This is a genomic window from Thermogemmatispora carboxidivorans (assembly GCF_000702505.1).
GTDB lineage: Bacteria > Chloroflexota > Ktedonobacteria > Ktedonobacterales > Ktedonobacteraceae > Thermogemmatispora > Thermogemmatispora carboxidivorans.
The window spans coordinates 1,834,167-1,854,141 of sequence record NZ_JNIM01000001.1; the positions used below are offsets into that span (position 1 = coordinate 1,834,167).

The following is a 19,975-nucleotide window of genomic DNA, read 5'->3' on the forward strand; positions in this document are numbered from 1 at the left end:
TTCTGCTAAGCCCTGTAGGCTGTTCCGGTACCTGCAACTCTATCGCTGCTCTGCAGGGTATCAAGCGCTCAAGTGTAATCCGACAGGGGTTACGGACTACTTATTTTTACGGGCCGTCTTGCGACGCTTGGCTGCTTCCTTCTTCTTGCGCCTCACGCTTGGCTTCTCGTAGTGCTCTCGGCGTCTCGCCTCGGCGAGAATGCCGTCTTGCTGGATCTTACGATTGAAGCGTTTCAGCGCAGCCTCAAACGGTTCATTTTCGCTAACCTTGACTTCCGACAGCAGGACTCCCCCCCCTCTCGGCCTGGTTTCGAGATGGTGTTAGCCATTGTGTCTGCGTCGGCCTGTTTACCTGGACGCAGCCCCAAACGGATTGTGGGGGTGAGGGCTCCACTGCCTTGCTATTTGGCTGAAGATGGCTAGAGCGGAGCCCTTGCAGTCTTGATGTCCGTTTAAGCCATCCCGCGGGCCTACGGGGAGATTATAAGACTGGCGAGATGGCTCTGTCAAGCATCTAAGGACTGCTTTGCTGTTTGTCTCCCGAAGGCGATGAAGAAGACGAGAAAGCCGATTACCAGAATGCTGAGCAGGCTGATAGTGCGATCGAGCACAATGGCTGCCAGGGCCAGGCTGGTAGCATGGGGGCGGAAGAGGGCGATCATCGCGATCATTCCCCCTTCGACCAGGCCCACGCCGCCCCCTGTGAAGGGAATTACCGTCAACAGGGCTTCGACCAGGGCGATCACGATCGCCACCGCCAACAGGTGCAGCAAAGGGCCTTGCAGCAGCTGCAAGGCCAGGACCACGAAGAAGAAGCGCAGCGCCTCGCAACTCCAGATGGCCAGGGTCAACAGGCCCAGGGTTGGCAGATGGCGGAAGGAGCCAAGAATGCCCCCCTGGAGGTGCTCGTAGTAGCCGCGCAAGCGCGTCGGGATGCGCTTCCCAATTGGCTCATGGAGCCATCGTAGCAGTCCCAGGGCGGCGATGCCCACCAGCACAGCTGCCAGGGTCACGATCAGCCCGAAACGCACCTGCCAGGGCATACGCTCATGGAGGCTGATCATCACTGCGGGGATGCACAGACAGAGCAGCACGACCAGATCGAGCAGCCGCTCCGCCAACACCGTGCCGAAGGTGCGCGTAGCCGAAAAACCGCTCTCTTGGCGCAGCAGATAGGCCCGGTAGAGGTCGCCGAGCTTGGCTGGCACCAGGGCATTGGCAAACCAGGAGATATAGACAATCTCGACCAGCTTCCAGAAAGGCGGCAGGCGTCTATCAATCTTTGCCTCCTGGCCCTGGCTGGCGTTCCGCAGCAGAACGCGCCAGCGCCAGGCTCGCAGGGGGAAAGAGAGATAGTAGATCGCGAAGGCCAGGGCGAAAAAGAGAGGATTCGCCGCCTGAATAGCCAGCCAGGTCTGCTGGAGGTTGATCTTCTCTTGTTTCAAGAAGATCAGCAAGGCCAGCAGCACAACGACCAGAGGCACGATGGTCCGCCAATTCAGCAGACGCTTGCCTAGCGAGAGCTGCTCTGCTGTAATGGGCTGCTCGTCTTGTCCTCCCATCGTCAGAGGGGCCTCGCTGACCGCCCCTTCCTGAAAGAGCGCCGCCTGTTCTAGAGCGCGGCCTGGGCCCTCTTTCTCGGCCTCATCCTTGCCATGCTGAAACCACTGACTCATCAGTGCAGACTCCTTCGGAGATCCTTCTCCTCTATGTACTTATGATTGGCCACCAATGCCCTACGTTGCGGCTCGCTCGTTGGCTGGCTCGCCTGCTCTGCTCCTTCTCTGGCAGGCAAATGCCCCTTATGTGTAGCGAGCGAGCCTGTCTGGAAAGGAGCAGACGAGCGCTGAAGCGCAGAGCGTTCTCGGACTTCGGGCGTTGGAGCCTGGCAAAAACTGCCCTTATCTGCCCAAGCAAGAGCTTCCCGCCGTGCTCTCTCAATGCAGAAACGCGCCTCTCCCAATGGGCGGGCTGCCTGGTTTGGCCTCCTCTCTCTAGCCGCCCGGCCTGGGGGCCAGCTTGGCTTACTGCCAGCGAGCCTACCTACTCGAGCGTTGGTCCTTACTCCATCTTCGCGACGGCGGGCCTCTCTTCTGCCTTCCCTGACCAGACGCTTCCTTCTCTGCTAAACGCAGAGACGGCTAGCCAGGTCACGTACGCGTGGCCAGTATTGGCGCACTCTGGATATCTGCCCGTCTAGGGCTACTTTCCTTCGGCCCCGGCTGCTGGTTCTCAGCCAACGCCAGGCGCTCCAAACGAAGCAGAACAATCAGCAGCAGCGCCATGAGATTGGCCATTCCTTGCACGTAGAGATTATCGACCATGTTATGCACGAGGACCGTCAGGAGCGCGGCCACGATCCCCAGGGCCAGGGCCTGGTCATCGCCAAGGCGGGCTAGCCGTTGCCGCCAACGAAGTGAGGAGGCGCTCAGTCTCCTCTTGGCTGTCAGGCAGGCAGCCAGCTCGCGGTAGGCACAATGCAGGCGATGATAGGCACGAGCGCTTAGCCCGGCAATGACAAGGACAAAGAAAGTGTAGGCGATCAGACCCACCAGGCCCATCTCGGCAGCGACATTGATGAAATAGTTGTGGGCGTGACCGAGGGGGATGACGAAAATGCCAATCGTGTAGTGCGGATAGGCATCGCCATAGTTCCCGATGCCTACTCCTAGCCACGGATGATCAAGAAACATGTGAATCCCAGCCAGCCAATGAGCCAGTCGCTCCGCTGTTGCATACTGCTGAGCGGTCGGATGGGTGAAGGAGATATCATTGACTCCAATGAAATTTAATAACGGATTAAAGAGATGCTGTGGAATAATGCCAATCAAAATGCTCTCGACCAGTACCCAGAAGCCGACAATGAGCATGCGCCAAAACGGGCGCAGGTTGGGCAGGCCCACAAGCAAGATGAAGAGGCTGGCGGTGAGAAGGGCCAGCCAACCTCCGCGTGACTGGCTGAAGAACTCGGCCAACGCCAGCAGAACACTCGCGCCGGCGGCCAACCAGCGAGTTTGTTTCTTCCTGCTGGCAATGGCCAGGGCCAGAGCGATAGTCAACGAGAGATTGATGTAGCCAGCATAGGGATTGGGCTGATTAAAGGTACCATAAACGCGCAGGCTCTCACCGCGCACGAAGCTGCTAGGGCCGATGCTGAACAGTTCCTGATAGTAGCCAAGGGCTGCCTGCGAAAGCGCTGCCAGCAGGCTGAAGATCACGATTGTCCAGGCCTGACGGCGTGTTCGAATATAACCACTGCCTGCTACAACAACAATCAGGACCTCGATCCATTTAAAGATCTCTTTCAAGCTTGACTTCACGCTCATGGCCACAGTCAGTGAAACAAGCATGCTGATCAGCAGCACTGCCAATCCCACCAGCAGCAGAGGTGGGATTGCTTGCCGCTCGCGGCGACCGGGTCCACCGGTTTGGTGGCCACTGCGCAAGACATGGCCCGCTAGCCAGGCGGTGGCCAGGAGAATCACGAGGATATCGGTGCTATTGAGGCGTAGCGAACCCAGGCCGATATAGTCAAGCGCTCCCCAGGAGACACTCAGCGGGAGCAGATAGAGAGCGACCTGCGGGCGGAGCAGAACCCAGATACTGAGGATCAGATAGAGCGGAAGACGGATATTCCACGGAGCGGGCAGGGTGAACAGGCAGCCGAGAGCCAAGGCTCCCCCTAGCACGCCAACGGTGTTGGCTGCTGTCAAGGAGGAGCGCAAAGCTGCTCCCAAACGGGCAGGGGAAGAAACAGCAGCCCCAGCTTCTCTTGTCAAGATGCTAAAGCTTCTCATGATGCGCCAAATGCTGTCATAGTTGCAGTGGCTCCTCTCCTGGCGAGCGCTGGTCAAGGGATCGCCGAGAGAGAACTTTGTTCCTTACTAAACCATTCTATCGTTCGTCGCAATCCCTCCTCCATTGGAACAGTAATGCGCCAGCCCAGCAGGCGACAGGCCTTGGAGATATCAGGACGGCGTCGTTCGGGGTCATCGACGCGGGCTGGTTCAAACACAATGGGTGACGAGGAATGGCAGAGTCGGATAATGGTCTGAGCAAACTCCAGAACAGTATGCTCTTCTGGATTGCCCAGGTTGAAAACCTCGCCGGTCGTCTGTGGGTGGAACATTGCCAGGATCAGCCCCTCGACCAGGTCGCTAACATAACAGATGCTACGGGTCTTGCTTCCGTCGCCGTAGATAGTCAGCGGCTCATGCTTGAGCGCCTGGGTGATGAAGTTGGGAATCATGCGTCCATCGTTCGGCTGACTGTTGGGGCCATAGGTGTTAAAGATGCGCACGATGCGGACATCCGTCTGGTATTGGCGATAAAATTCCATTGTCAGTGTTTCGCCCAGCCGTTTGCTTTCATCGTAGCAAGCGCGTGGTCCAATTGGATTGACGTGGCCCCAGTAGTCTTCACGCTGGGGGTGCTCCAGCGGATCGCCATAGACCTCCGAGGTTGAGGCAAGCAGAAAGCGGGCCTGCTGGCGCCGGGCCTCTTCTAGCAGCAAGTACGTGCTGTGGCTATTGGCCAGGATGGTCTCGATCGGATGCTCCATATAGCCCACGGGACTAGCCGGGCTGGCCAAATGAAAGATTGCGTCAGCCTCAAAAGCAAAGGGCTGAGTAACATCATGATAGAGGAAGGTGAAGGAAGGATGATGGCGCAATTCGGCTATATTTCGCTCTGATCCAGTGATCAGGTTATCCACGCAGAGTACATGATGGCCGGCCTCTAGCAGACGTTTACACAGATGGGAGCCGATAAAACCCGCTCCACCAGTGACAACGACTCTCAACGAATGAACCTCCAAACCGATAGGGTAGGGACTAGCTTGATTGGCGAGTCAAGGATATCATACTTTCTCCCCGCAAGGGAAGCCACCGGCTGTAGGGGCGGCCCATTCGGGGGAGAAAGCGCTATTCCTTCGAGTGAATGGGCCGGCAGCGACTGGTTCCGTCCATAAGGGGGCCAGCCTGGCGCTCGCAGCCTGTTTCCTTCTTCCCCAGGTAGGGGAGGGCAGGGGCGGTCAGAGAGGCTGGGGTTAACAGATCTGAACGACCTCCCAGCGCAAAGAAAGAGAGAGGTCGAAAAGGAGACGCTGGTCAGACCTCGGGCCGGTTCAGCGAGCTTGCTGTGGCCGGGCACGAGTCTTGTCTTGCTCTATGTCAGTCATTGGCCGTAGGGAGATTCTGGCTGTGGCGGCGACGCCAGCGCTGATAAAGGAACTCATCGCCCCAGCTCAGAAAGCCGCAGGTGGTGAGACCGTGCACGATGACCACAGACAGTAGCGATGGAGGGGTGGGCTGGAGTACGTAGAGGGTGCTAAAGACCATGCCAGCCAGGCCTACCCCTGCAATGCTGCGCCAGTTCCAGCCCCCCAGGCGGTGGTACAGCGTGTAGACGAGAGTACTGATTAGCCAGCCCCAGCCGACCCAGCCCGTCCATTGCCAGACCAGACGCAGCAGAAAGCCGCGGAAGAAGACCTCTTCTGCTGGAGCATTAATGAAGAGGTAGTAGCAAGCCTGCAGGAGATGGTCGCCTGGCGTTGGACGCTGAAAGCGCGGTCCCACGATCAGGCTGCGGTAGAGCATGGCCAGCAGGGCCATCAGACTACCCAGCCCCAGCCCGAGGGCCAGCTGGGCCCCCAGCGCCACTGGCAAACTCAGGCCCAGCTCCGCGGCTGGCAGGTGAGAGAAAACCAGCCAGAGCAGGGGAACCCCGCTCAGAGGAACAATGCGGATCAGCACATCAGGCCAGAGCCAGCGCCAGGTTGTGGCCACCGTCGAACGGGGATAGGTGGCGGGAGCAAACGACTGCCTGGGCGTCTCTACTAACGACATTTTCTCACCTCACGGATAGCGCTGAGGGCCAGCTGACGCAAGAGCGGGCCGCAGCAGCCAACTGCTCTGCCTCCTTTACTCTGCTGAGGGGGGGGAACGGCGAGCTGCCTGCAAACGATGGAGATCTGCCAGTCCTTCCTTGATCTCCTCGGGCGAGAAATTGCCTGCTCGCAGCTCGGCATCGCTCTTCCCCTGTAGGCGAGCGTAGAAAGCCTGCCCCTGCTCAAACAGCTCGTCGCTGCTATCGGGAGCCTCCAGGGCCTCGAAGAGGGCGTCCTCTGCCTGGGCATAGCGCCCCGTCTTCTCATAGTAGAGCATGATCCGCGTCAGCAGTGGGGCGGGCAGCGCATAGCGACTCAGCAGCGTCAGCAGCTCCTCAATCTCGGCAAAGAAGTCGGAATGGCGCGGATTCTTCTCCAGCAGAACGGCCTCCAGAAAGAGGCGTAGCGAGCGCTGATAGCGAGGAAAACTCTCCTCATAGCGCTGCAGATCCTGATAGGTATCGCCTTCCAGCTTGAACAGAAGAGCTATCCAGAGGCACTTCCCGACATCGAGCAGGTCGATACGCTTCACCAGGGCCAGGAGCATCTCCTCGGGGATCGTCAGCAAGAACTCGGAGTTCAAGCCTAGCGTCTGCCGGAAAAGCTCATCAATGAGTATGAGCGCTTCCTGATGCTGGTTAGCCCGGCGTAGGAAGAGCACACGTGCTAGAAGGCGGCTGAACTGCTCGATCAATCTCAGAATATAATCGCGATTAATCACGGGACTAACCTGCCTCCCTGGCCCGACGCTCAAAAAGAATCGTCGGCTGGCCTGCTGGCGGACGTATGAACATATCCCCGAGGCAAGGACAGCTGGCGAAGCGTCGACCTACTCCAAAGACCGGACGTTTCCAGACCTGCCTGCCTTGCGGCCAGGTCAAGATAGGCGGGAGATGGCCTGATCGAGACGTTGCACTGTGCGCTGGCGGCCCAGAACTTCCATAGTCTGGAAGAGCGGAGGTGAGACCGTGCGCCCACTGATAGCCACACGAATGGCCCCGAAGAGCTGGCCTGTTTTCAGTCCGAGCGTCGCAGCCAGGGCGCGCAACGGCTCTTCGAGGGCGCTGTGCTCCCAGCGATCAAGAGAGATCAGGATCTCGCGCGTGCGTTCGAGGGCGGCGCGAGTATTGGCTGCGTCCATCTGCTTCTGTACCAGCAGAGCTGTATCGTAGTGCAGCTCATCGACATAGAAAAAGTCGACCATCTGGGCCGCCTCTCCCAGGGTCTTCATCCGCTCCTGCTCCAGCTGAAGGACACGCTGCGTATAAGCGAAGTCCAGTGGGCGGGGCACACTGGCGGGCAGGCCACCCTCGGTAGCCGGGCGCTCAAGATAAGGCAAGGTGCGTCGCGTCAATTCCTCCAAGGGCAGCTGACGGATATAGACGCCATTCATCCAGGTCAGCTTATCGGGATCGAGGATTCCCCCCGAGACACCGATGCGGTCCAGCGTAAAGGCGCGGATCAACTCCTCGCGGCTGAAAATCTCCGTCTTATCGTCGTAGGCCCAGCCGAGGAGCGCCAGAAAATTAAAAACCGCCTCGGGGAGATACCCCTGTTTCTGGAGCGTATCCCAGGAGGGGGCATTATGGCGCTTGCTCAGCTTCTTCTTGTCTTTCCCCAAAACATTGGGAAGATGGTAGAAGAGGGGAGGCTCCCAGCCCAGCGCCTGATAAATCTGCACGTGGCGTGGGGCACTGGCGATCCACTCTTCGCCGCGTAAGACGTGCGTAATCCCCATCAGATGGTCGTCGATGACATTCGCCAGATGGTAGGTCGGATAACCATCCGATTTCAGGAGGACGGCATCGTCGAGATCAGCGTTTTTGAAAACAATATCGCCGTGCAGCTCATCATGGACCACGGTCTCGCCTTCTAAGGGCATCGCAAAGCGCACCGTCCAGCTATGGCCAGCGGTCTCGAGGGCAGCGCGCTCCTCAGCGCTCAAAAAGCGGCAGTGGCGATCATAGCGGGGAGGAAGCTTTTGGGCCTCTTGACTCTTGCGCATCTGTTCCAGACGTTCGGGCGTACAATAACAGCGGTACGCATGGCCGCTGGCGATCAGCTGATGGGCGTACTGCTGATAGAGGGCCTTGCGCTGTGTCTGATAATAAGGACCATACGGGCCGCCGACAACCGGACCCTCGTCGTAATTCAGCCCGAGCCACTTGAGGCCCTCGATCAGATAGCTTACAGCCCCCTCAACCGTGCGGCTTAGATCAGTGTCCTCGATGCGCAGAATAAAAGTGCCGCCGCTGTGGCGGGCAAATAACCAGCTGAAGAGGGCGGTCCGATAACCGCCGATATGCTGAAAGCCCGTTGGGCTTGGGGCAAAGCGTAACCGTGGAGCAGTGGTAGCGTGCTTTTGTCGCTGCTCCTCCTGCATAGGCACGTCGGACTGTGTCATAGGCGACGATAGGCTCTCCTCTTTCTCGGCTAAGAACGGCCCCATTGTACCATACCTGGCAACAGAGCGTAAGAGCCTGATCAACTTGACCAGAGCAGGACAACGATCCTGCTGGCAAAACGCTGGCTGACTAACCCGTTGTTGCGCAGAAGAGGTCATTGCCTCGAGCGGAAGAGCAAGAAAGACCTGGGAACGCAGCAGGGAAACTGCCCAGAGAGCATCTCAGCAGTGGGCGCAAGCCGGAGCAATATGGGGGACTTCGCCGTCAAGGCTGCCAGGAAGGGGAGCTGCGACCGCAGCCAGACTCTCTACCGATCCTGCTCGTCCCCAAAAGCTGCTGAGCGGATCGCAGAGACCATTGTAGGGCAGTGGGAAAGCTGAGGTCTCAGCCCTGCGAGCGTCACGGGAGGATCACAGGCATCCTCTCGCGACGCTGATCAGGATCATGTCCTTTGTGCTCCTTTTGTGCTATATTATTAAAATATGCAAACGAGTCTGATCGCTTCGGGAAGGAGCGATCATCAGGATACTGATAGAGGCGAGCCCAACCTTGGCGCTTTCAAAGGAAGGCAAGTCCGCGGGGAGAGAGGAATAGCTGCCTTACCGGAGCAGCGTGTCTGGTGCTCGGCTGTCGGCAGAGGAAAGCAAAACGCCAGATTGCTCTCCTCGCAGCATTGCCTGGTCACAGTAGTGGCTTTAAGCGAGCAGAGAGCGAGGCCCAGTGCAGCACGGAGAGCCGGAAGAAGCTGCGGCGGGGCGGCAGGTGAGATCAATCCTTACCGAACTCATCCAGCACATCCAGGCTATTGATAAAGTCGCGATAGGCCTCCAGATTATCCGGCTCCGGCTCCTTCTTCGGAGGGGTCTTGGGCAGGCTCTGCTCCTCACTCGTCTCAGGCGTGACACCGGCGCGCTCCAGCACACTCTCCTCGACGTAAATCGGAGCCTTGGCGCGAATAGCCAGCGCGATCGCGTCGCTTGGGCGGGCGTCGATCTCCACGTGCCTGCCATCGGCGTCCAGGATAATGCGGGCGTAGAAGATATCGTCGATCAGGTCAGAGATCACGACGCTCATAATCTTCGCGCCCAGCTCGGTGATCACATTCTTGAGCAGGTCGTGGGTCAAAGGCCGTGGGGAGCTGGCTCCCTGGAGTTCGATCGCAATCGCGTAGGCTTCCGCATGCGCTATCCAGATGAAGAGATAGCGCTCCTGCCTTAGCGCCTTTAAAATGACTACCCGTTGCTGTGTCGCCAGATTTATGCGTACACTCTCGACTGTCATTTCAACCATGTGTCTCTGACTCCCTCTTTCATGGCCGGTTCCGCGAGTGTTCGACGCCTTTATTGTACATCTATCTACGGGTCTGGCGCAAATCGCTTGCCCTTCTCTCGCTGGCTACGGTCAGGACAGGAAAGGAGCAGGCGCTACCTGGCTACGACCCGCCATCACCTCCCCTCGTCCGATAGTATAGCAAAGACTGGCGGCTATTCCAAGGGGCTTCCTCTCCCTGGATGCGGCTCCGCTCCCTTGTGATCGGCTCTGAAAAACTGTTCCGAAAATACGTTCGAGAAAAAGCTTGACTTGTCTTGCCCTGTCTGATATCATTGACTCGAATAGCCGTTCTACTCTTGATAGCGACGGAGTTCGCTGAACGGGTTTTTGAAGAAAGGCAGGAACCTCGATTATGCCTGAGCCACTGGGCGAGTTCCAGCGGCGCATGCTGGAATTCATCGTCAATTACATTCGCCGGGAGGGGATGCCTCCGACGAATCGTGAGATCGGCAAGGCCATGAAGATCGCCAGCACTGGCCACGTCGACTATCATCTGAGCATGTTGGAGAAGCGCGGCTACATCGTCCGTGAGGCCAAGAAGAGCCGTGGTATTAAGCTGACCAGGCATCCCTGGGGCATTCCTGTCGAGGGGACAATCGCCGCTGGTGAGCCGATCGAGATTTTCTCGGAGCCGGACCAGACCATCGAAGTGGGGCACGGCGTCGATCCCGAAAGCAGCTTTGCTCTGGTTGTTCGCGGCCAATCAATGATTGAGGACCATATTTGCGACGGCGACTATGTGGTGATTAAGCGCCAGCGCACCTGTGAGAACGGCGATATCGTGGTGGCTGTCCACCTGGTGGAGGGCATACCCGGTAAGGCAACGCTCAAGCGCTTCTTCTTGGAGAAGGAGCAGGTCCGTCTGCAGCCAGCCAATGCTGAACTGGAGCCGATCTATATCCCGCGCGATGAGTGGGATCGTGAGTGGGAGATTCAGGGCAAGGTGATTGCGATCGTTCGCCACTACGGCGGCCCCGGACGTGCCGCCTGAGCTACTCTTGCTCTCGACCACCTTGGGCTTGTTCTTGTGAGCGTAGACTGCGCTCCGCCTCCCGGCTCTCCTCTCTCTTCTCTGCTAAGCCTGAAAAGGCTTCAAAGGTTTGCTCCTCCGCAGAGTAGGTGGGGCCTCCTCCAGAGTTGAGTAGCGTATGACTTGAGGACGCACATATCCTGCCGTGCGGCGTCCTCCTTCTCTGTCTCTCCTGGCGCGATGTCGCTTTGGCGTGCTCTGACTGACTCGTTGGCCTCCGTTGCCTCCTCTGGCTGGGCAGACAGCCATCTGTGCCTGCTGAGCCAGTGTGGCCTGGCGCTCCCCTCTCCCTCTCCACTGCGCGGCTGCTAGGGCGCTTCTTGCCAAGAAATCGCGTCGCTGTTATACTGTCACTAAAGATGATAAGCTCATACCCAGGTCGGGTTTTTGAGAAGGGAGGCATGGCTCTTCCTGGGCAGGCCGTGCTCTTTTTTCATTATGCTCTTGCTCGTACTGAGGAGAACTTCTGTTTGAAAGGATATACTTCCTATGAGAGCCGCCGCCGTGGCTTTCGTGCTGGTTGCTGCAGCTGCCGTGGTCCTGTGGTTCGGGAATACGCTGAATTCCTGGGTGCTTGGTGGCCTGATAGGCGGATTGGCAGCCTTGCTGCTTAGTATCCCCATCTCCCTCTCTCTCTTCTCTTTTCTCTCTCGTCGTCATGATGAATATCTTCGGGCGGAGTTACAGACGCGCATGGCCCTTGAAACAACACGTCAGTCGCCTCCTCCTGCCTCCCCGCGTGCTGCTCAGGCAGCTCTGTTTGCTGGGGAAAGCTGGCGAGGTCAGACGCGCCATACACGGGTTGCTGCCGACGAAGAGGCGCTGGACGAGGGAGAAGAGTGGGTTTTTGCTGAGGGGGAGGAGGAGAGTGATTCCAACGGTGGATATGTGACCTTTGATGACGAGGAACCAGAAGAGGAGATGGTGCGTGGTCGGGGGCCTGCTTCCGTTCCGCTCTCATCACGTCTATCTCGTTCATTATCACGAGAGCTTCCGGCTCGTTCCCCCTCTTCTGTTCCTTTACAGATGCGCTCAACTGGACGCAACTCCTCTGCGCTTCATCCACAGACGCGCATCGAAGGTCTCCGCGCGCAGCCTCCGCTAGGGCAGGGGGGGTATCGCCTTCCCCCTGTAGCTGCGGGGCCTGCCTATCCTGGTATGGCCCGCCCTCAAGCCGGTAGCCAGCGCCGTCAGAGCCAATATTTTGCAGAGGCACTGCGCACGGCCCGTCTAGAGGCATTGCGCCAACAAGAGGAGTCTCTCAACGAGGAGAACGTTGAGGTCTCACCAATGCTTCCGCCGCCGCCGCCAAGGCTGGCGGCGCGCCGTTCTTCTAGCCTGGCTGGCCAGAGACCTGCTTCCGCGCAGCAGCGTCAGCTTCAGCGTTCGCAGCCGCTGGCTCAGTCGTCGGAGCGCTCCGCGACCTCTGCCTCTGCCTCTACTGCTCCATCCCAAAGGGCTGGGCGCCGTTTACCGTTGGCCGCTCAGGCTGACGACGAGGTCTATGATGATTCTCTTGCTCCTTTGAGGGACACAGGAAAGGACCCTGTTGCTCGCTCATCTGCTATGGCGATCGACAGCAGTCCGGGGCGGGCGCGCCCTGCGGGCGAGCAGCGTCTCTTGCGTAGCTCCCCTTCGGGAAGCTTGAGAAATCCTCTGGTGCGTCGCCCTCCGTATCTCTATGAAGATGACCCTCTGCGTGCCGAGTTGAGTCAATTCGCCGAGGAGCCAATCACTCGCCGTTCTTCACGCCTTCGACGCTTTCCTGCTCCTGATGAGGACTAAGTAGCCTAAGCTGGGCTTGAAAAAAAGTCTGGGAAGGGGAGGGAGCGGCCTCTCTCGGCTGGCTCTGGCTGGTTAACTGCTTTGCCAGCCAGGGACCTGTCCCCAAAGAGGCGTTGGTACCCCCTCCCTGGCGTCCGTCGGCAGCGTGTGCTAGGATTGGGCAAAAGTGCAGGAGCTTGCCTTACAAAGGAGGCCGTGTTTTGCTGAATCAGTTGATCGAGACTTTGACCAGCTTGATCACCAATCTCTATGTCTCGACGGGTCTGTTAGGGATCATCGTGGCGATGGCGATCGAGAGCTGCTGCATTCCGTTACCCAGCGAGATTGTTATGCCTCTGGCCGGAGTGATGCTCGCTCAGGGTCGCTTGCTTCCTGGCCTGAACTCCTGGTTGGCTCTGCTGCTGGTGGCCCTCTCCGGCTCCCTTGGTTGCTTACTTGGCTCGATGCTGGCCTATGCGATTGGAGCCTCTGGCGGGCGTCCGCTGATGCTCAAGTATGGCCGCTATGTCCTGATCTCGCAGCATGATGCCGATAAGGCAGATGAATTCTTCAGGCGGTGGGGGAGCGCGACGGCGTTCTTTTCCCGCCTGTTGCCCGTTGTGCGCACCTACATTTCGCTGCCTGCTGGCATTACAAAGATGCCGTTTGGGCGCTTTTGCCTTTATACTTTCCTGGGTTCGTTGCCCTGGTGCCTGCTCTTGGCTTACGCTGGCACGGTCCTGGGTAACCATCTGGAGACGCTGGCCCCTCTCTTTCACAGCCTCGATGGCGTGATCGTGCTGGCTCTGCTGGTGCTGGTCGTGCTCTATGTCTGGCGGCATATTCGCAACGATAGGCGGGCTCGCGCCGCCCATGCTGCTGCGGCTGCCCAGCAGCAGGAGGCTGGTCGGGGACCATTGACTGCTGGCCCTGGTGAGCAGCGGCTGCCCACTGCAGCTTCCCAGGCTACCCCCCAGGGGGCTTCGTGGGGACAGCCGATGACGCAGCCGCCATTTGGGCCACCCTGGTCGAATGCTCCGGCTCCGCCGCCAGCGCCATCTCCCCAGTCTCCTCCTTTCTCTCAACCCTGGCAGGGGTCGCCTGTGCAGGGACAGGATTATCGTCCACACTGGCCGGTAGAGGGGCAGAGAGGGCCAGCGGGTCCTTACCCTCGCCAGTAAGAGGGCAGCAGAGCAGTGTAGCCGGCAGGGCTTTGGCCCTGGCCGGCCTTCTTTGTCTATAGGCTGGTATTGATAAGGCTGAAGCGGCTGACAGATGGTCCTGTAACGTAACGGGGTGAAGGCTGCTCTCTGCCGTGGGCAGAGGGGCTAGAAGCGATGGGAGGGTGATAGCGAGAGAGTGCAGGGTGGGTAGACCGCATCACTTGGGAACTGGGGGGAGATCAACGCCTGGGAGTGCTGGTCGGAGGAACGGGGGTGGGGGAAATCCTCCCAGGCGTTGATCTTGACAGCAGGAACCATAGGGGTCTGTCTGCTCCCTATAATAGGGGGAAGAAATCAAAAAATCCTAAGCCAATTACAAAGATTCTGTAAAGAATTTCTGTTGTGACCCGAGGTTCCCTCTTCCCCTGACCGGCTCGTGCCCTGGGGATAGTGCTTGCTGGCCAATATGTCCTTGTGAGGCGGGAGCTTTTAGGGAAGAAGAAGAGGCTTGTGAGTGGGGAGATCAGGCTCTGCCAGGAGAGCGACGGAGTGCGCCGCGCTCACTGACTGTGAGTGGGGGCACTCCGTCCAAGCGGAGAGGGAAAGAGCCAGTCTGCGTGCTCTGCTCAGGCTGACCTAGGGCAGGCTACTGAGGTGGGGTCCTACGGTATTGGCGAAGGCGTAGCCGTTCGAGGCATCCCAGTTAATCGACCAGGTCATGGCTCCGCGCAAACCAGGGTAGGTCGTCGAGGGTTTGAAGCTGGCGCAGTTGGTGCCGCGGCTCAGACAGTCAAGGGCCGCGTTGACCACGGAGGGAGCCACGTAACCACCACCTGCCGCTGAGGGCGAGGCGGGGAGTCCAAGGCCGACCTGGTCGGGGCGCAGTCCGCCTTGCAACTGGATACAGGCCAGCGCGGTCATGAAGTCCTCGCTGCCCTGAGCATAGACCTTGCCATCGCAGCCGTTCATCGTCCCCGAGTTGTAATACTGGGTATTGACGAGGGTCAAAATGTCTTTGATGTTCAGGGCAAGCTGGAAGTAGGCGCCCGCCGTCGACTGCATATCGATGGTCTGAGGAGCCAGCGTGATGATGAGGTTAGACCCGGCGAGCGCCGAGAGCTGACGGAGCGCGCTGGCCAGATAGGTCGGATTGATCCCGTTTTCAAGATCAATGTCGACGCCGTCGAAGCCATAGGTGGTCATAAGCTGGTAGACGCTGTTGGCGAAGTTGGTAGCGCTGGTGGCGTCGTTTACGGTGATGGTGCCATTCTGGCCACCAACGGAGATAATGACCTTTTTCCCCTGAGAGTGCAAGGTGGCGATGTCGCTGATAAACTGGCCGGTAGTGTAGCCCCCTAGCGCCGAGGAAAGTCCGGAGTCGAGACTAAAGGTGACAGCGCCTGGACGAGAGGGGTCGGCGTTGGCAAAGGCAACGGCGATCAGGTTGTAGTAGGAGTTAATAGCGCTCAGTCTGAGCGGAGTGGCTCCGTTGGTGAAGTCTTGCCAGTAGCCGGTTAAAACATGGCGCGGCAGGCTGCCGCCGCAGCTGGTGCAGGGCGTGGGGGTCGGGGTCGGCGCGACTGTACTGGTAGGTTTGGGCGTAGCTGTGCTGGTCGGAGCTGGCGTCGGGCTGGGGGTTGGAGTTGGACTACTGGTCGCTGTGGGGGATGGCGTTGCGGTTGCGCTGCCCGCAGGCCCGCTCAGGCTGACGTCGTCGACGTAGACGCTTCCCTGTAAGTACCAGCCATGTACATAGATGGTGACACTGGTGGTCGAGGCTCCGGTGGTAAAGGAAACGCTTAACAGGGTGTAGCTGCTGCTACTAGTCCAGTTGCTGGCCCCGCCGTTAATGCCGAGATAGGCGTAAGGCCCATCAACATAGGCACTGAGGGTATAGCTGCTGTTGGGTTGCACACTGATGGTCTGGGTACATTGTCCAGTTGTGGAGGCGGTAGGATTCATTTGTAAGGCATAGCTGCCACTGTGTACTGGTGCCTTCACTACGCTATCACCGGGGTCGCAGCTCCAACCGCTCAGATTGCCACTCTCGAAACCCGGGTTGGCCACAAGATTGCTGCCTGCTGCAAAGGCTCCGCTTGTCCAGCGCAGAAAAAGAGCCGCTGCAAGACCGCTGACAATGAGGAGGGCTGAGAGCAGGATGAGCAGGAGGCGAGGCTGCAGAGGAGGTCGTGACCTCACCTTGGGCAGACTGCTGGACATAGTAATGGCTTTCCTCCTTGCCGTGGAATGCTCAAAGAGCCGCAGCAGGGCATGCTGGCTTCGTGCCCGCGACCTGCCTCTGTTGTGCGGCAAGCCGTGCCCTGCCGGCAGATCCTTCATTACCAATGATAGTCAGGCGTAATCATATCGTCAAGATGTCTAGACCACTCTGGCTAGCCTTAGGAGAACGATCTGTCCCGCTGACTGCTTGTCAGCTCAGTTCCTGCCAGGTCAGAGGAAGGGGGGGGGAATGTGCTGGAGCGATGTGCAAATCAGACTCACTGGCGTTTGCAAAAATTGAGGCTGCCAGACCTCGACCGGGCTTATATGAGTGGGTGCGTAGCTGGCCTGGGGAGCTGTCGTGAATCAGGTGAAACGGTAGCGCAGGAAGAGATAGCTACCAGCCCGCTTCAGACTGAGCAATTCGCCCCAGCGGGGAGCGGCTGGCAGGAAGAGCTGCTGAGAGACGAAGCCGGGACGTAGCTCATTGGCGTCGCGACCGGCGAGCTGCGGGGCCAGTGTCAGGAACAGCTCGTCGATCAGTCGCTCGGCCATGAAGCGACCCATCAGCTGGGGGCCGCCCTCGATGAGGATACGCTGGCACGGCTGCCAGCGGCTCAACGTCTCCACGATAGCCCGAGCCTGGAGAGGTCCCTGCTCGCCGGCCACAAGCAGATGCAAGGTAGGAGGCAGGGTTTGCTCTTGGAGGCGAGCCTGTCCTTGCACTGTGGTAATCAGCACGGAACGAATGGCGAGTTCGTGGAAGAGTGGCAGGCTGAGATCGACATGGCCGCTGCTACTGACGATCACATTCAATGGCTGGGGGGCCTGGTCCAGCTGCTGGCGTAGTTGACGATATGCGGCGGCTAGCGGGGGATAGATGTAGTCTGGTGTCCAGCGATGCTCGGACGCATCGCGCAGAGTGCCCGCTCCTACGATTACCGCATCGACGCAGGCCCGCAGCAGCCCCATGACCATATGATCATGCTCATTGCCGCCACTGATATCCAGGCTTTTTCCGTCGGCGTGGGCAACGGCTACGCCGTCGAGCGTCTCGACGAAGTTGCTGATGATGTAAGGGCGCTCCACTGGTGCAGGTGGAAAGGCCAGCCTTCCATAGAGGTGGGCTAAGTCTGAGGGAAGAGGCAGCGCCTGGCCTGTAGCTTCTCTCTGCTCAAAAGCGGTCTCCAACGGAGATAACGTCTGCATGGTATGTCAATCGTCCTCTTTCTGCTTCTCAGATCTATCCTGACTTTCTTATTTATATCATCTCTGGTCGCGCCTGCTCCTCATAAGAGCTGGCCTCTCAAGCCAGGAAGCTGGCAGGAGAGGCCACATGGACGTTTTGGCTCCCTTTTTCTATCACGCTACTCGAGCAAGCAGGGGAACTCTGCTGGATCTCACTCTGTTGTCGTTAAGTCTTGCCAGCGGGCACCACTGTTGGCAATCATACCGCCGATCGCGGCTGCTCCCAGACAGGTCAGCGCCAGGCCTCCAACGATATAACACCAGGAGCTGGCGCTGATCTGGGGAATCCAGGGATAGATCACCGTGGTAATCATGGCCGTCAGGCAAGAGAGGAGTCCTGGCAGGCAGCATAGCCAGAGCACGGGTTTCATCAAGGGTTTGGGGAATAACAGACGGCTGTCGAGCAGGTGCGGATAACGGAAGATACAGATCAAGGCGTCGATAAACAGGAACATGACGGAGAGGGCCCAGACAAGGGTGGCTGCAGCGATCAGCACGTTATAGGCTTCGGTTGCAAACTCACTCGCGGCTGTTGGAGCGAAAAGATAGGGGATGACCAGGAAAACAACGGCGGCAAAGGTCAGGCTGATGCAGGTTTGAAAGATGATGGCGTTGCCCGGTACGCGATTCCGATTGAGCAGGCCGATCTGGCGAGGCAAGTGTTTGTCGACCGCTCCCACCATGAGCAGGCGGGCGAAGGTAGAGTTGAAGAAGACAGGAACGATGAAAAAGTAGCTCAGGATGCAGACGAGGATCAGGTTCCCCATCCACTTGCCAAAGACGATGTCCAGGAGGAGGACCGGAGCGAAGCCATTGTAGGCCGCTTGTTGGCCCTGAACGATAAGCATCGCCAGGGTGGTGATCAGGTAGCTGGCGAAGACGATAATGGTGCCCCAGAGGAGATGCCGCGTGATGACCTTGCGCTTGGGGTACATCTCCCCGGCCAGAATCAAGGGGACCTCGGTGCTCAGGTAGGCAAAGGTGGCGTAACCAAAGGTAATAAAGTTCCCCGGGCCGATGGCCCAGTCGGAAGCATGGGCAATGCTCGTGGCCAGAGGGTGCCCTTCCAGCAGCCAGATCAGAGAGGCGCATCCCATCAGAGGAACTGCCAGAAAGTAAAGTACTGTTAATATATTAATGATGTTCTGAACGAAGCGAGCACGCTGTTGAGCGATCACACAGGATAAAATGAGCAAGGCGATGATCACGAGTCCCTGCTGCCAGGGTTCGCTCAGCCAGCCGCTATGCAAGTTTTGCAGATAGGTAACGAATAGCTCCGGTCCGCCGATGATGAGGAGGGCTCCGGAGAGCCAGGCGCAGAAGCCTGAGAAGAAGCTCCAGTATTGCCCGAGGGCTTTATAACTCCAGCTATAGAGAGCACCCTCATGAGGAAATAACAAAGCCAGCTGGGCGGTAACAATGGCGCATGGGAAGAAGAAAACCAGGGCACCTAGCAATAGATAGCTGATACCGGCAGCTCCACTGCCCACAAGTAGGGTTGAGATAGTGATATTGAAGAGCAAGAGCATATAGTTGGCTGTCATATCGAAGGTATTGAGCTGCACGGGCATGGTCTGGGGGACATACGACTCCGAGGTTAACTTGCCCTTTTCGAGAAGTTCCTTTGCCATATAATTTCCCTCCAATTTCACTAAAAAATATCTTTATCGCCAGAGAACAGCTGGTATGTTCCGGATTGAAAGCTCTTACTGTCCAGAATGGTCTTACCGAGAGCAGAGCGCCATTCCCCCGTGTGAGAGGAGGGCTGGAGGTGCTCTGCTCTCCTTCAGTCTGCGATCGTATCGATGAGCCGGGTGCTGCGGTCCGTTTGCCTGAGAAGTGGCCTATTGCTCTGCTTGCTATCCTGCTACGCTGCTGGCAGGCTGCCAGCAGCGGTCGCGTCAGAGGCTCTCTCTCGGCTGACGGGAGCTGCGTTCTTTGTTTATTGACCGTTCCTGCTGCAGCGATTGATCAGTTCGCAGATAGCCTGCCTGGTTTCCTCAGCCTTCTGTTCAACGTAGGGCATATGACCAACGCCCGGCTGATGGAGGTGCACCTTATGGGAGCTGGAGACGGAGGAGAGGAAGCGCTGGGTGTCTTCCAGAGAAGCAAAGGGATCCTGGTCGCCGGTCACCACGAGGATGGGGCTGCTAATGCGACTGAGATTTTGGGCATGGGGCAGCCGGCCTGCTTCAAGATAGGGGCCGACTGGGTAAGCGTAGGCTGTGCCAAAGTGGGCCTGGTGCCACTGCAGCACGGCGGGTGCTGCCGAGGGGGCAAACATCTCCCACTCTTCTTCTGTGGTGAAGGCGTAGCCGCAGGGGGCCTGGGCCAGCTCTGCCAGCATCTCGTCGATCGGCGTGGCCAATGCTGCGTAGATGAGTCCAAGCAAGACCAGGCCGGCGACACGCTCGGGATAGCGCTCTGCCACCACTGGTGCCACCATTGTTCCATAGCTTTCGCCGATCAGGATGGCTTGTTCCTGGCCGGTGATGTGACGCACAAAGTCGAGCACTGCCGCCGTATCGGCTACTGAACTCTCGACTGTGACGCTTTTACCATCGACGACGCGGCTGGAGCGGCCATGACCGCGAAAGTCGAAAGCGAAGGTGCGCGAGCCATGCTGCGCCAGCGCGTTGACCAGGGAGGCGTGAGCCACGGGAACATCGTAGCCACTACCGTCCATGCCGGCCCCATGTAGCAACACTACTGGCGGCTTCGTATCACGTCCCGCGATCCACTTTTCTCGAATGTACAGGTCAACGGTTGGCTCGATCCGCAGCAGCGTTTCGCGGACAGTATAGGTATTCTCCTCCCGGAGTTCTTTCCCAATGCGAGATTTCTCAAGCTGCATGACCTTATCTCCCTTGAGAGAGTATCATCGATAGAATAGATAGGTTGTTTTGGTCTATCCACGACAGGAACT

The 19,975-nt window shown here is 58.4% G+C and carries 15 protein-coding genes; 3 read left to right on the forward strand and 12 right to left on the reverse strand.

What is annotated here, in order from left to right; all coding sequences use genetic code 11:
* Positions 1 to 96: 96 nt before the first annotated feature.
* From rpsU to N688_RS07295, 8 genes are all read right to left on the reverse strand, one after another.
* Positions 97 to 282 carry a 30S ribosomal protein S21 gene (rpsU, locus tag N688_RS22255; protein WP_081839175.1) on the reverse strand — a complete coding sequence of 62 codons (186 nt, stop codon included), beginning with the start codon at positions 280 to 282 and terminating at the stop codon, positions 97 to 99.
* 224 nt (positions 283 to 506) lie between these two features.
* Positions 507 to 1,676: a lysylphosphatidylglycerol synthase transmembrane domain-containing protein gene (locus N688_RS07265; RefSeq protein ID WP_052888660.1), complete on the reverse strand. Its 1,170-nt coding sequence runs from the start codon at positions 1,674 to 1,676 to the stop codon at positions 507 to 509.
* A 474-nt stretch (positions 1,677 to 2,150) separates the two neighbouring features.
* Positions 2,151 to 3,779 carry an O-antigen ligase family protein gene (locus N688_RS07270; protein ID WP_162179512.1) on the reverse strand — a complete coding sequence of 543 codons (1,629 nt, stop codon included), beginning with the start codon at positions 3,777 to 3,779 and terminating at the stop codon, positions 2,151 to 2,153.
* Between the two features lie 71 nt (positions 3,780 to 3,850).
* Positions 3,851 to 4,801: a UDP-glucuronic acid decarboxylase family protein gene (locus N688_RS07275; RefSeq protein WP_052888662.1), complete on the reverse strand. Its 951-nt coding sequence runs from the start codon at positions 4,799 to 4,801 to the stop codon at positions 3,851 to 3,853.
* Positions 4,802 to 5,171: 370 nt separating this feature from the next.
* The gene (locus tag N688_RS07280; protein ID WP_052888663.1) at positions 5,172 to 5,846 is read right to left on the reverse strand and encodes a CPBP family intramembrane glutamic endopeptidase; all 675 of its coding nucleotides are present in this window, start codon (positions 5,844 to 5,846) and stop codon (positions 5,172 to 5,174) included.
* A 75-nt stretch (positions 5,847 to 5,921) separates the two neighbouring features.
* Positions 5,922 to 6,608 (reverse strand): DUF6483 family protein, encoded by a 687-nt coding sequence (locus N688_RS07285; RefSeq protein ID WP_052888664.1) that lies wholly within the window; start codon positions 6,606 to 6,608, stop codon positions 5,922 to 5,924.
* 156 nt (positions 6,609 to 6,764) lie between these two features.
* Complete coding sequence (gene gltX, locus N688_RS07290; protein WP_202901858.1) at positions 6,765 to 8,291, reverse strand: glutamate--tRNA ligase; 1,527 nt, start codon at positions 8,289 to 8,291, stop codon at positions 6,765 to 6,767.
* A gap of 769 nt (positions 8,292 to 9,060) precedes the next feature.
* Positions 9,061 to 9,582 carry a bifunctional nuclease family protein gene (locus N688_RS07295; RefSeq protein WP_052888665.1) on the reverse strand — a complete coding sequence of 174 codons (522 nt, stop codon included), beginning with the start codon at positions 9,580 to 9,582 and terminating at the stop codon, positions 9,061 to 9,063.
* A 394-nt stretch (positions 9,583 to 9,976) separates the two neighbouring features.
* Here N688_RS07295 and lexA point away from each other — a divergent pair, with 394 nt between their 5' ends.
* The 3 genes from lexA to N688_RS07310 all read left to right on the forward strand — a co-directional run bounded on the left by lexA (position 9,977) and on the right by N688_RS07310 (position 13,599).
* Entirely contained in the window at positions 9,977 to 10,615 is a 639-nt protein-coding gene (gene lexA, locus N688_RS07300) for a transcriptional repressor LexA (protein ID WP_052888666.1), read from the forward strand.
* A 528-nt stretch (positions 10,616 to 11,143) separates the two neighbouring features.
* Complete coding sequence (locus tag N688_RS07305) at positions 11,144 to 12,439, forward strand: hypothetical protein (protein WP_052888667.1); 1,296 nt, start codon at positions 11,144 to 11,146, stop codon at positions 12,437 to 12,439.
* A 200-nt stretch (positions 12,440 to 12,639) separates the two neighbouring features.
* Entirely contained in the window at positions 12,640 to 13,599 is a 960-nt protein-coding gene (locus N688_RS07310; protein WP_081838614.1) for a DedA family protein, read from the forward strand.
* 618 nt (positions 13,600 to 14,217) lie between these two features.
* Here the strand turns inward: N688_RS07310 and N688_RS07315 are convergent.
* The 4 genes from N688_RS07315 to N688_RS07330 all read right to left on the reverse strand — a co-directional run bounded on the left by N688_RS07315 (position 14,218) and on the right by N688_RS07330 (position 19,903).
* Entirely contained in the window at positions 14,218 to 15,801 is a 1,584-nt protein-coding gene (locus tag N688_RS07315; RefSeq protein WP_052888668.1) for a chitinase, read from the reverse strand.
* Positions 15,802 to 16,167: 366 nt separating this feature from the next.
* The gene (locus N688_RS07320) at positions 16,168 to 17,010 is read right to left on the reverse strand and encodes a RibD family protein (RefSeq protein ID WP_052888669.1); all 843 of its coding nucleotides are present in this window, start codon (positions 17,008 to 17,010) and stop codon (positions 16,168 to 16,170) included.
* Between the two features lie 191 nt (positions 17,011 to 17,201).
* Positions 17,202 to 18,680 carry an APC family permease gene (locus N688_RS07325; protein ID WP_052888670.1) on the reverse strand — a complete coding sequence of 493 codons (1,479 nt, stop codon included), beginning with the start codon at positions 18,678 to 18,680 and terminating at the stop codon, positions 17,202 to 17,204.
* 311 nt (positions 18,681 to 18,991) lie between these two features.
* Positions 18,992 to 19,903, reverse strand: a complete 912-nt coding sequence (locus N688_RS07330) for an alpha/beta fold hydrolase (protein WP_052888671.1) — start codon at positions 19,901 to 19,903, stop codon at positions 18,992 to 18,994.
* Positions 19,904 to 19,975 lie beyond the last annotated feature (72 nt).

Excerpts from the sequence above, each read along its gene's own strand:
- N688_RS07265 (WP_052888660.1), bottom strand. The coding sequence starts at position 1,676 with ATGAGTCAGTGGTTTCAGCATGGCAAGGATGAGGCCGAGAAAGAGGGC.
- N688_RS07280 (WP_052888663.1), bottom strand. The coding sequence starts at position 5,846 with ATGTCGTTAGTAGAGACGCCCAGGCAGTCGTTTGCTCCCGCCACCTAT.
- gltX (WP_202901858.1), bottom strand. The coding sequence starts at position 8,291 with ATGACACAGTCCGACGTGCCTATGCAGGAGGAGCAGCGACAAAAGCAC.
- N688_RS07295 (WP_052888665.1), bottom strand. The coding sequence starts at position 9,582 with ATGGTTGAAATGACAGTCGAGAGTGTACGCATAAATCTGGCGACACAG.
- lexA (WP_052888666.1), top strand. The coding sequence starts at position 9,977 with ATGCCTGAGCCACTGGGCGAGTTCCAGCGGCGCATGCTGGAATTCATC.
- N688_RS07305 (WP_052888667.1), top strand. The coding sequence starts at position 11,144 with ATGAGAGCCGCCGCCGTGGCTTTCGTGCTGGTTGCTGCAGCTGCCGTG.
- N688_RS07315 (WP_052888668.1), bottom strand. The coding sequence starts at position 15,801 with ATGTCCAGCAGTCTGCCCAAGGTGAGGTCACGACCTCCTCTGCAGCCT.
- N688_RS07320 (WP_052888669.1), bottom strand. The coding sequence starts at position 17,010 with ATGCAGACGTTATCTCCGTTGGAGACCGCTTTTGAGCAGAGAGAAGCT.
- N688_RS07325 (WP_052888670.1), bottom strand. The coding sequence starts at position 18,680 with ATGGCAAAGGAACTTCTCGAAAAGGGCAAGTTAACCTCGGAGTCGTAT.
- N688_RS07330 (WP_052888671.1), bottom strand. The coding sequence starts at position 19,903 with ATGCAGCTTGAGAAATCTCGCATTGGGAAAGAACTCCGGGAGGAGAAT.